Consider the following 10672-nt stretch of genomic DNA (forward strand, 5'->3'; position numbering starts at 1 on the left):
GATACGCACATATCACAGGTATCCGTGAGAATCCGTGTAATCCGTGTTCTATGCCCCTGCTGCCTGAAAAGGCTATAATTGCCCGGTATTGTCTTTTCGTTTCAGCCTAATAATGTCCTTCAGACGTTTCCGTGGCATTTTCGTAGAGCCACTCTACATAGTGCACATATTCTACATAGTGCCTTACGTAGTCCCGTCCAGCCTCTATGTCATTGACATCATAGTTCTTTCGCTCTATGACGCCATTGTATTGCTCTGTGGTACCATTCTCAATAGCATCCGTCAGGAACTTTAGCAGCGGGTTCAGCTTTTCGTCCTCGAGCGCCTTATCTGCGGCTGGAACAGCAGGGCTTTGCTCGCTCCCCGCAGGCTTGAGACCTGTATAGGGCGCACCTTCTCCAGCACGGTGAAGTCGAACCAGCGTCTCAAAGAACCAGTAGTCTGCAAGTTCTTTTGCCTCAGGGCTGAGCTGCCTGACATCACGTGTCTTATTAAAGGTGGCTATTATCTCATTTGCGTCCTTCTCCTGTACCCAGACAAGTACCAGGTTTACGTTCCCGCTCTCCAGTGCGTCCCGGGCGGCTTTAACAACAGGTCCGTCCATGGTGTCACAGTGCGCAGAAGCCACATTAGACCCTGCAACTACGAATAGGGCAGACAGTATAACTATTGAAGTTATATATCTCTTACTTTTCATAATATTTCCCCCTGATTTACTCTCCTTATAGTGTTGCATGTTTTACGTGTTTCGTTTTTCTCTTTTCTTCGCATTCCAGTTTCAGGCAGTTGCTGCTCTTGCTCTTCTATGTGCTACGAGTCTATACGGCTTTCCCGATATTCCAGTTGCAAGCCGATCTATGCCTATAAAAAGCAATGAGACCGAGAAAAGTATTACCAGTGTGCGTAATGCAATTAATGGATTGATAATAGCTACAACAGCCGCTATTATTGTGATAATGCCAACGATTATAGCCAGTGCACGCATCCACCCTGGTAACTGCACATCTTCTTCCATCTCTTCTCTCATTTCAACCATATTAAGTCACCCCCTTTTTATGTTTATATAACATTCTATGCTCATCTGATTTATATTTAACCCCCAAGAGCAATGGTAATTCCGACGATAATCAAACCGATGAGAAACATAATTAACCCGGCCTCGAATCTGTTCTTACCTGTGTATCGCGCCCATTCATATCCTATTACAAACGAGAAAGAAACATGATAAAGCACCCAACATTTTATCTTTCATAATATGTACCTCTTCAGGAATAGCTCCAGACGCGCTTTTGATAACCTCTGTGTAGATGCGTCTCCTTTCCTTTTCATCCAGCGTCCATATGATGGTTGGCTTAAGTTCAATTCGTTAATACATACATAACCCCATCCACTATACCCATGCAGCGTTGCATCCAAGGGCAGCGATTATCATTGTCTTGATTTTAAGATAAGCTGGCAGGGCGTGCATGCGAAACTCTACGATGGTCAAATAGTATTAAATCATGGGTATACTCAAGCTTATAGAAAATAGCATTAAACGTGACCGTTCCAATTTTTGGTGATTATGCTTAGATATCCGTGACGGGAAGTTGCATCATGCCTAATATTTCTCTCCCAAAATCCTATAAGACTTGAAGATCAATGCAAACATTATACTGGTATGGCGCATACGGCCTGACGATCCTGCGGTCAATGGAACACACAGCGAGACCTGATTTATTTGCATGTGCTTCAATTTCCCTGATCAACCCCTCAAATAGATCATCTTCATGCGAAATTGCATAAAAATGTATTACCCCGCCTTTTTTAATTATCCCAAAAGCGCTATCAATAAACTCTAATCCGCTGTGTGGAAGGTTCATAATAACGTGGTCTGCATCCGAAATTCCTTTGACTGCATGCCTTGCATCACCTTCCCTTATCTCGATATTCTTAAGCTTATTAAGCCGGACATTTTCCCTGAGATATTTTATTGCCACAGGATTCTTATCAACAGCGATCACATGCGCTCCGGGAAATCTTTTCGCAATCAGGATGCTAAAAGGCCCGATGCCTGCGAACATATCAACAACTTTATCGCCATTTTTCACACTGTCCGCTATCCTTATCCTTTCAGTTGACAATCGTGGCGTAAAATATACCTGTGTAACATCAAGAAGGTATCTGCATCCGTTTTCCCTGTATATTGTCTCAGTCTGTTGTTCACCGGCGATAAATAAAAGCTCACGGGTTCGGTATTCTCCGCAAACGGCACTTGTTGCCTGGAATATTGTTTTTATATTCTTATGCTGCAAAAGGACTTTTGCAATTTCCGGTGCATTTTCTTCATGCTGGTCAATGATAGCAATATTCCCTATTAACTCATAAGCTCCAGGAACTTGAGTCAATGGATTTTCATGCTGTGCAATTTCAAATACATCTTTTTCCAGAATCCCCAATCCTTCGATCGGCTTTAAAACCGGAATTAACAAGTATGCCGCATCTGATTTAATTTTTAAGTTATTGTCAAGGAGACAAAGCTCGATTAATTTCTTCCTTGACAATTCACCTTCGGTCTTTGGTACCCTGATACACAGGGATTCCATAATTTCTGGTTTCACGAGGAATATCGTTTAAATTATTTCGCCAAAAAAACTGTTTCAAGTAGCAAAATAGTCATTATGATTCCAGCAAGGATAGCAATATATCCCAGGATACTTCCTATTGTGAGACCTATATCTTTTAGATTTTGACCTGTTTCCATCGCTTTAATAAAGCGTACTTAATTTTTATAGTTTTCTATGGCAAGACTTACAAATAATGGATTCCATATAAAGAATTATGCTTACATTTATCGGACTTGGGCTATATGATGAAAAAGATATAACTGTAAAAGGATTTGATGCTGTAAAAAAAGCTGATGCAGTCTATGCTGAATTCTATACGTCAAATCTTATTGGTACTTCCATAGAAAAAATTGAAAAATTCTATGGAAAGAAGTTGATCATACTTTCACGGGAGGAAGTTGAGCTGGAACCCGTCTGGTTATCACGGGCAATTAAGGAAAATGTGGTATTCTTAAGCGGAGGCGATGCTATGGTTGCGACCACGCATATTGATCTTCGCTTACGTGCAAAAGATCTTGGCATCGAATCTGCGATCATCCATGCTCCCTCCATCTATTCAGCAGTTTCGGGATTAAGCGGCCTTCAAAATTACAGGTTCGGGAAATCCACCACGATCCCATTCCCTTATACCAGGAATGAAAAGACGATCATATCCGAAGCTCCGTATGATACGATAAAAATGAACAGGAAAAATGACCTGCATACTATTGTTTTTCTTGATATTGACCGGGAAAAAGGCTTTATGGATATTAGAAAAGCTGTCTCCCTTCTTCTAGAAATGGAAGAAAGACGGGGTGAAGGCGTGCTTGTAAATGCTCTTGCTATCGGTATTGCACGCGCCGGTTCCCCATCACCAGTGGTTCATTCGGATTATCTTGAAAAAATAAAAGAATATGACTTTGGAGGTCCGCTGCACACACTCCTGATTCCTGCCAGCCTCCACTTTATCGAGGCTGAGGCACTTGTGAAATTGTGCGGCGCTCCCCCGGATATTTTAATATAGGATTATTTCAATTTCCTTTTTTCTTTGGCAAGTTTCTTTTTGGCTTCACCGCTGCCGGATGCTGCCATTTTTTCAAGTTCGGTTATTTTTTCCTTGCGATCACGTTCTTTTCTTTCCATAATCTTTTTAGACATTGCCATGGTATACATTTTCGTTGTTGAAAGTATATAAATCCATCCAAAATTTGAGTCTGTTGGACTTTTCGGAACACGTTTTCTGTTTAACCGCCCTGATAAGCTTTATTATTTTGCAGAGCATAGTTATCAACAGGGAGTATATATGAGAAATTTTCTCTTATTGGGGTTTGAGTGTCGTTGAATAGGCTATTTTGGCAAATGTTTGCAGGAACACGAGGTGGACATACCCGTGGATTTATCCTGAAGCACCTTATTGATAAACCGTATAATGCAAATCAATTAGCTGAGGCTTTGAATATAGATTATAAAACTATCAGGCACCATCTTGATGTCCTTGCAAAAAATGGAATAATCACAACAAAAGGCAACAAATATGGTAAAATATATTTTCTTTCCCAAATTTTAAAGGCAAATTTGGATGATTTCAATCAAATATGGGATAAAATTAACATCGTTCTATGACTTATGAGTTCTACAAACTTAACTCAGCGGTTGCTTCCTGGCTTATGGCGATATCCTTAATTTTCTCTGTATTAATTTCAACCAGCTCATAAAAAATGGGATTGCCCACTATTATAAAATTATTATATGTTATGTATAGCCTCTCTATTGTTTTCCCAAAAATGCCAGCTTTTAATAATTCCACCCTTTCTTGCCGCGTTCTTAACATAAACCCATTTCCTATCCACCAATCTTATTTCCAACCCGTTTTTCCTTATAATCTTGTTATTTAGTAGCACTGATAAATAGTATTGTGTGAATAAAGTAGCACTAATAAATAGAAGGGTGATGAGCTGACCCTCTGGTGGTTTCTGGATTCCGGAGGGAATGCAGCACCCTTATAACACAAATTTGTGTCGTTATTTTATTTCTACTTCAATATGGCCTTTCCAGCGATTAAGCAAGCCTTATCGTTTCCAGATTCATTGGCGCCCTGGTCTCAACCTTGAATTTCCGGTAGATTGAACTGGCAAGATCCATGCAGTTCTTTTCGTCACCATGCTGGGTAAGGACATGTTCAGGTCTTGGTCTCATTTTCCTGATATATTCCATAAGCTGCATCCTGTCAGAATGACCTGAGAATCCATCAACTGTATCAATATTCATGTTGATCTTAACGGTTTCGGTTCTTCCTCCGGCTGCGTGCATGGGAATTTCCTTCCAGCCTTTCTGGATGCGTCTGCCAAGCGTACCTTCAGCCTGGTAACCTACAAAAACAAGCTTATTCTTTTCTTCCGGTCCGAATGCCTTCAAATATTCCATGACAGGGCCGCCGTTCATCATGCCTGATGTAGCAAGAACTATACAGGGTTCGCGGTCGTCCAGGATTTTCTGCCGCTTTTCTTTTGAATCGACCTGGACAAAACATTTTGCAAGGAATGGGTTCATACCTTTATGGAAAATCTGGTTTCTCAGTTCATTGTTCAAATATTCCGGGTGAGTTGTATGAATTGCTGTAGCTTCATATATCATGCCGTCAAGATAGACCGGTACTTCGGGGATTATTCCTTTCCGGATTGCTTCCTCAAGCACTATCATGACTTCCTGGCTCCTTCCTACAGCGAATGTAGGTATCAGGAGATTCCCGCCATTCTCAAGGGTTTCTTTGGCTATTTCCTGCAAATGCCGTTCAGCATCTTTTCTTGAAGGCTGCATATCTCTTGACCCGCCATAAGTCGCTTCCATGACTATTGTTTCTACTCGCGGGAAATCATTGATAGCAGGATCGAACAGGCGTGTTTTCTCATATTTGAAATCGCCTGTAAAAGCTATATTATACAGGCCATCCCCGACATGGAAATGAGCGACAGAAGAACCAAGGATGTGACCCGCGTTATGGAATGTCAATTTCATGTCCGGACCGATATCTGTGACATCCCCATAATTCAATGTTATGGTATGTTTGAGAACTTCACGGATCATAACCGATTCGTATGGGCTTTTCTTGCCCTCACGGGCCGCAACATCAATATAATCCAGCTGAAGTAAAGCCATCAGGTCTCTCGTGGGAGGTGTGCAATAAACCGGTCCTTCGAAACCATATTTATACAATAATGGAACAAGTCCGATATGATCGAGATGTGCATGGGTAAGAACCACTGCATCTATCTGACTTATAGGATGTACCTCAGGCACATACAGGTAGGGTGAGCCATTATCGTCACCGCCAACGTTTACACCGCAGTCTATTAAGATCCTTGTTTCAGGAGTCGAAAGCAAAAAACAGCTGCGTCCTACTTCACGGCAGGCGCCCAGAGTGGTCAGTCGTACCCATTTATCCTTGGATGAAACGCCGCGGTGGATCTTTCTGCCTATGGTTTTAAGAAGGGATTTGCGCTCTTCCTTGTTGGCACGCATAAACTGGCGGATATTGTTCACGGTCGTGGATTTCATAGGAGGTGTACGGACCACCTTTGGTGTCCATCCGATCTCTTTTGTGATCTCACGAAGTGTCTCGCCATGCCTTCCTATGACAAGTCCGGGTTTCTCCGCTTCAATTACAACCTCACCAGTGTCCACATCAAAAAAATGATTTGAAATTCCGGATTCTGCTGAAACGATCTTTGCAATTGCAGTGATCGCTTCTTCAGGCTGTGCAAGGACTTTCGGATCAGGCCTTACAACAAGACGTTTTCTCAGTTCCTTGGCAAGACCCTTGATAAGATCTCCGTCATCAGCGAATTTTCGTGGCTCTTCAGTATAAATAACAAGTTCAGGCCCCTCAAAATCCACATCAGAGATCGTGATATCCTTGGGAAGCTGCGCTTTTATTTTCTTTTTCAAATCATTTAATACTTCTTCAACTGTCATTATTGTTTTCCTTCTAAAAAACCCTAAATATCCTAAGTATGTTAAAAATAAAATATAAATTATGTTGTAAGTGTGTCACGTATTTTCTTAACTACGCTATCTTCCACTTGCATAAATCCATTTTTAGTAATCTTTACGACATTAATGCCATCACCGGATGCTGAATCACGCTTCATGGCATTATGCAGCGCACGCACTGCGAGTTCAACTCCATCATCAATGGGCATATTGTCTGCATACCTGTCTTCAAGAACACCGTATGCCATTGGTGAACCTGAACCTGTTGAAACAGCTTTTCTTTCTTCAATAATTCCGCCTACAGCGTCAAGGGAATAGATACTGGGACCATTTTTATCGACCCCGCCAACAAGAAGCTGGACATAATAAGGGTAATATCTATTACCGCTCAAAATATTTGCCAGTAAACTTACTATACCCTTTACAGTCATGGGTTCTTCTCTTCGCATTTTGTAGAGTTTTGACTCAACCTGCATCCATTTTACAAGTCTTTGAGCATCCCCTACAGAGCCTGCTGTGGTCATTGCCACGAAATCATCAATCTGATAGACTTTCTTTGCATCCTTACTTGCAATAAAATGTCCCATCGTAGCTCTTTTCTCAGTGGCAAATACTACACCCTCATCGCAAACCAACCCTATCGTGGTAGTTCCTTTATATTCCATATTATCCATTTTAAATACCTCTTAAACCTCATCACAAAAAATGAGAAAATTAGCATTATATAATCTGTTTAGGGGTATAAAAAGGTTATTGCCCGAAATGGCCAAATCCCAGGAAAAAATCAAATTAATTATAAATACTTTTTAAATAAATTAAAATCAAAATTGAAAATTGTCTGGAACCAGGTTTTGCATATAATTGAAAAAAAAGATATATATAGAATGACAGAAGAATGGAATACAAGGAATGGAGGAATATTGTGTCTAAATATGTAATAATATCAAACCTTACAGACGAAGGGGCAAGGACTTTAAAGAAGAATCCTGGCAGGATAAAAGAAGTAAATAAGGAACTTAAAGATATGGGGGTGAATGTAACAGATCAATACGCTGTCCTGGGTAATTTTGATTTCATATCCATAGTTGAAGCAGAAAATGATGACAATGTCATGAAGGCTGTAATCGAAATTGCTTCCCGCGGCAGCATAAAGACAGCAACTTACAAAGTAATTCCCATTGACGAGTTAATAGAATCGTTCAAATAAATTGAAGAATCGTCTTATTCAGATTAATTCTTTAATTTTTTCCAGAACGAGAATGGCATCCTGATATTTTATATCAATTTCATTCAGTTTAATAAAGTCAAGTAATTTTTTCTTTTCAATTCCTGAGATAATTCCATTTTTCTCACTTTCGAATACGACATTCTGGTAATTCCTGTCAGGATAGAATAACTTCCGGGCGACCCCAATGATAGCAGCTGCCTGTACCGGGTCTATAACTCCCGCATTTTTTGCAGCCTCAACTGTCATCCTGATATTAACAAGCGGAACAGAAAGCGCTTCATTTGATCCTGCATCAAAAGTCACAGCAACCTCATCGTCCGATTCAATGACCCCGTTCCTGTACATCTCAAAAACTTTTCCTACACCGATCATGCCATAGGTTTCAAGCTCAGAAGCTCTAAGTGCTCCCATACTTCCCCCTCCGACAACGATTATTCCACTTTTTAAGGCTTCAATTATTTCCCGGTGAGCTACTGCCGCATTATCAAAAAAAACACCGTCAATTATCCCGATTATTTCCGGGGGTGATGCAAGAGTAACAATACGCCTGAGATCATGACGCCTCACAGGCGCACGATAATCCGCATCCAGTATTTTTCTTGCATCGCTGTGGCTTATGCTCGTTCCTGTATACACCACAGGCTTCATTTAGACACTCTCTTTTTCTTTTTCTTGATACGGTCCCCTTTTCTTTCACGGTCAAGCGTATAAAGTTCAAACATCGGGATTATCGCCCTTACTACCGGGATATCAACGCCTCTTGAAAGATTTACGATTATTGCGCCATCAGCTATTGTATCAAGCCGCTCTAAAACTGTTTTTATGTTGGCAGCAGGCGTATTATTTGAGATGTCCTCCAGCTCATCCATATGGACTTTATCAAGATCTTCATACCAGTAGCTGTTCATCCGTTTCATATGATCATAGCCAAAGGTTCTTACCACCTGTTCCCTGTCAGTATCCTCGCGCGCTCCGTGTATCTGTACGACCCGGCTTTGCGCAGCTTCTGTCAGCGCCCTTGTGACCGCAATTTCGGGTGTCAGATGCGAACCAGCTCCCATAACAAGAAGAGCCGGGTCTTTAAGGACTACATCATCAAGCGCTGTTACGACAGTTGGGATGTCAATATCAGAATCAAGCAGCCAGATCTTTACATTAATGCCAGCAGCTTCCAGTTTTCTTTTAAGTGTGTAATTCAACCCGTCTTTTTCGGTAAGCACTATTTCTTTTCCGGGATTCCGGGTGTATTCAGATATACTTAGTGAATCCCTTTCTATAACTTCAAGCAATCCATGAAGTATCGCTTCCTCTATTGTATTTCCTGAAGCAAGGCCGTTGGTATTGCTCCGGAACAGCTTGTTCCCGCCCCGGGGCTCATAGGGATGGAAAACCGCATTTGCGGGAACGAAGACTTCAACATCGTTTAAAATGTCATCCCCCATGATCCATTCAAGTTTTGTGAATTCAGCAACACGCTGAGGAAGAAGAAGAGCATCAGGGTATAGTGTGGGATAGCTCTCGCATAGTGACTCGTATGTATCTGTAACCGTCTCTGTTTGCAGCTTGACGCCACTGAGATTTACGCTTACCTCAGGCTGCTCAGCAAGGCAGCGCTCAAAACTTTCCATTATCGCAGATATCCTTGCATTTGTTTCTGTTGAGCCTTTTCCGGAGTATATGGATATTGCGCCTGCGGCTGCGCTTGGCCTGATAGCCGAGAAAACGGGTATACCAACGCGGTCAAGATCAGTGATATTTGCAATTCGGGTCACGCCTATCTTCGGGAGAAGCTTCATAGTATTTGCCAGTGTGGTTTCAGGGTCAAATACGCGCTGTGTGCCTTCAAGATATTTGATATTCGGATCTATTTTTATAGCGCTCATTTTTTCATTCTGATTTGATAAGGGTTACGTAAATCCTCAGTACGTTTTCGTAATATAAAAAAGTAGGGCATGGATTTCTTCAATGTAAATCAGATTTCAAACCATAAACCTTATCCCTATTTCAGTTCCTCTGCGAAGACTGGCATGCATCTAAAAAACAACACCAGGACCGCGAAAACCCGTTTCCTCCGCGATGACTCAGCCCGTGTTCCCTTCGTTGTTATCGGCATATTCCTCGTGATCCTGTCCACCATCATCTCACTCAACCTCACACGCATGGATATAAAAATGGCAAAGACCATGTCATCAAATATTGAAATATCAGCACCGGACCAGGTGCTGGCATATGCAAAGGCAGACCTGAAACGTGCTTTAAACTATGCGGCTATGGAAGCACTCAAGAAACTTGGAGAAACACCTGTTATCAACCCTGATAACACAAGCCAGTACTACAACGGCACAAACGATGACACTTATAAATTCAACATTAATTGGGCGCGAGCCATGACAAATTCCACATTTGATGAGTATATGGTATCAAACTACATGTACGATACTTTCACATACGGCGGATACTCGGTGAACGTGGAACATCCTGATTCATGGGAAAAAATAACCATTACCCCGATAAGAACAAAACTCAACAGGACTATACGTCCGCCGCTATTTGAACCTGGAAAGAATGGAAATGGTTATGAAACATACTGGAAAGTATCCATACCCGTAAGGATTCATCTTAATGATCTTGATATGAAATCAGAACTTTTAAGCGAGAACGCAATTGTGGAAACACTTATCACATCGCGATATCCGCTTTTGCATGATCTCACCGAGGAATACGAAATAAGAGTTAACGGGACAAATGCAGTGATGACAGAGACAACTGCGTTTGCAATGGCATACACATGGGGCCGCGGGTATATGCAATATGGAAAAGAAACACCCCTTAACATCGTTAACAACTCGCACCTTTCCCTGATCCTTAA

General features: G+C 41.5%; 14 protein-coding genes. 4 read left to right on the forward strand and 10 right to left on the reverse strand.

What is annotated here, in order from left to right; translation table 11 throughout:
- Positions 1-106: 106 nt before the first annotated feature.
- From CL181_RS06345 to CL181_RS21095, 4 genes are all read right to left on the reverse strand, one after another.
- Positions 107-697, reverse strand: a complete 591-nt coding sequence (locus CL181_RS06345; RefSeq protein ID WP_097298474.1) for a DUF6448 family protein — start codon at positions 695-697, stop codon at positions 107-109.
- Between the two features lie 81 nt (positions 698-778).
- Complete coding sequence (locus CL181_RS06350; RefSeq protein WP_097298465.1) at positions 779-1036, reverse strand: DUF308 domain-containing protein; 258 nt, start codon at positions 1034-1036, stop codon at positions 779-781.
- Positions 1037-1622: 586 nt separating this feature from the next.
- Positions 1623-2585, reverse strand: coding sequence for a class I SAM-dependent methyltransferase family protein (locus CL181_RS06355; protein ID WP_097298466.1), 963 nt, complete (start codon positions 2583-2585; stop codon positions 1623-1625).
- A gap of 32 nt (positions 2586-2617) precedes the next feature.
- Positions 2618-2743 carry a hypothetical protein gene (locus CL181_RS21095; RefSeq protein WP_255251454.1) on the reverse strand — a complete coding sequence of 42 codons (126 nt, stop codon included), beginning with the start codon at positions 2741-2743 and terminating at the stop codon, positions 2618-2620.
- 77 nt (positions 2744-2820) lie between these two features.
- Between CL181_RS21095 and dph5 the strand changes: the two genes are divergently transcribed.
- Positions 2821-3609, forward strand: a complete 789-nt coding sequence (gene dph5 / locus CL181_RS06360; RefSeq protein ID WP_097298467.1) for a diphthine synthase — start codon at positions 2821-2823, stop codon at positions 3607-3609.
- 2 nt (positions 3610-3611) lie between these two features.
- On the opposite strand, the gene CL181_RS20205 is transcribed toward dph5, so the two are convergent.
- Positions 3612-3749, reverse strand: a complete 138-nt coding sequence (locus CL181_RS20205) for a hypothetical protein (RefSeq protein WP_176505097.1) — start codon at positions 3747-3749, stop codon at positions 3612-3614.
- Positions 3750-3944: 195 nt separating this feature from the next.
- Here CL181_RS20205 and CL181_RS06365 point away from each other — a divergent pair, with 195 nt between their 5' ends.
- Positions 3945-4208 (forward strand): winged helix-turn-helix domain-containing protein, encoded by a 264-nt coding sequence (locus tag CL181_RS06365; protein ID WP_217993107.1) that lies wholly within the window; start codon positions 3945-3947, stop codon positions 4206-4208.
- 10 nt (positions 4209-4218) lie between these two features.
- Here the strand turns inward: CL181_RS06365 and CL181_RS06370 are convergent, their stop codons facing one another.
- The 3 genes from CL181_RS06370 to psmB all read right to left on the reverse strand — a co-directional run bounded on the left by CL181_RS06370 (position 4219) and on the right by psmB (position 7249).
- The gene (locus tag CL181_RS06370) at positions 4219-4416 is read right to left on the reverse strand and encodes a hypothetical protein (protein WP_097298469.1); all 198 of its coding nucleotides are present in this window, start codon (positions 4414-4416) and stop codon (positions 4219-4221) included.
- A 227-nt stretch (positions 4417-4643) separates the two neighbouring features.
- The gene (locus tag CL181_RS06375) at positions 4644-6557 is read right to left on the reverse strand and encodes a beta-CASP ribonuclease aCPSF1 (protein WP_097298470.1); all 1914 of its coding nucleotides are present in this window, start codon (positions 6555-6557) and stop codon (positions 4644-4646) included.
- Between the two features lie 59 nt (positions 6558-6616).
- Entirely contained in the window at positions 6617-7249 is a 633-nt protein-coding gene (gene psmB, locus CL181_RS06380) for an archaeal proteasome endopeptidase complex subunit beta (RefSeq protein ID WP_097298471.1), read from the reverse strand.
- A 248-nt stretch (positions 7250-7497) separates the two neighbouring features.
- Between psmB and CL181_RS06385 the strand changes: the two genes are divergently transcribed.
- Positions 7498-7782 carry a GYD domain-containing protein gene (locus CL181_RS06385; protein ID WP_097298475.1) on the forward strand — a complete coding sequence of 95 codons (285 nt, stop codon included), beginning with the start codon at positions 7498-7500 and terminating at the stop codon, positions 7780-7782.
- Positions 7783-7800: 18 nt separating this feature from the next.
- Here the strand turns inward: CL181_RS06385 and CL181_RS06390 are convergent, their stop codons facing one another.
- The gene (locus CL181_RS06390) at positions 7801-8451 is read right to left on the reverse strand and encodes a TfuA-related McrA-glycine thioamidation protein (protein ID WP_097298472.1); all 651 of its coding nucleotides are present in this window, start codon (positions 8449-8451) and stop codon (positions 7801-7803) included.
- Entirely contained in the window at positions 8448-9686 is a 1239-nt protein-coding gene (locus tag CL181_RS06395) for a YcaO-related McrA-glycine thioamidation protein (RefSeq protein WP_097298473.1), read from the reverse strand. The genes CL181_RS06390 and CL181_RS06395 overlap by 4 nt, the downstream gene beginning before the upstream one ends.
- 144 nt (positions 9687-9830) lie before the next feature.
- On the opposite strand from CL181_RS06395, the gene CL181_RS06400 reads away from it, so the two are divergent.
- Positions 9831-10672: hypothetical protein (locus tag CL181_RS06400; protein ID WP_217993108.1), on the forward strand; the 842-nt coding region annotated here is incomplete at its 3' end.

It is taken from the genome of Candidatus Methanoperedens sp. BLZ2, from assembly GCF_002487355.1.
Classification (GTDB): domain Archaea; phylum Halobacteriota; class Methanosarcinia; order Methanosarcinales; family Methanoperedenaceae; genus Methanoperedens.

Excerpts from the sequence above, each read along its gene's own strand:
- psmB (WP_097298471.1), bottom strand. The coding sequence starts at position 7,249 with ATGGATAATATGGAATATAAAGGAACTACCACGATAGGGTTGGTTTGC.
- CL181_RS06370 (WP_097298469.1), bottom strand. The coding sequence starts at position 4,416 with ATGTTAAGAACGCGGCAAGAAAGGGTGGAATTATTAAAAGCTGGCATT.
- CL181_RS06355 (WP_097298466.1), bottom strand. The coding sequence starts at position 2,585 with ATGGAATCCCTGTGTATCAGGGTACCAAAGACCGAAGGTGAATTGTCA.
- CL181_RS20205 (WP_176505097.1), bottom strand. The coding sequence starts at position 3,749 with ATGGCAATGTCTAAAAAGATTATGGAAAGAAAAGAACGTGATCGCAAG.
- CL181_RS06390 (WP_097298472.1), bottom strand. The coding sequence starts at position 8,451 with ATGAAGCCTGTGGTGTATACAGGAACGAGCATAAGCCACAGCGATGCA.
- CL181_RS06365 (WP_217993107.1), top strand. The coding sequence starts at position 3,945 with ATGTTTGCAGGAACACGAGGTGGACATACCCGTGGATTTATCCTGAAG.
- CL181_RS06345 (WP_097298474.1), bottom strand. The coding sequence starts at position 697 with ATGAAAAGTAAGAGATATATAACTTCAATAGTTATACTGTCTGCCCTA.
- CL181_RS06350 (WP_097298465.1), bottom strand. The coding sequence starts at position 1,036 with ATGGTTGAAATGAGAGAAGAGATGGAAGAAGATGTGCAGTTACCAGGG.
- CL181_RS06395 (WP_097298473.1), bottom strand. The coding sequence starts at position 9,686 with ATGAGCGCTATAAAAATAGATCCGAATATCAAATATCTTGAAGGCACA.
- dph5 (WP_097298467.1), top strand. The coding sequence starts at position 2,821 with ATGCTTACATTTATCGGACTTGGGCTATATGATGAAAAAGATATAACT.
- CL181_RS21095 (WP_255251454.1), bottom strand. The coding sequence starts at position 2,743 with ATGGAAACAGGTCAAAATCTAAAAGATATAGGTCTCACAATAGGAAGT.
- CL181_RS06375 (WP_097298470.1), bottom strand. The coding sequence starts at position 6,557 with ATGACAGTTGAAGAAGTATTAAATGATTTGAAAAAGAAAATAAAAGCG.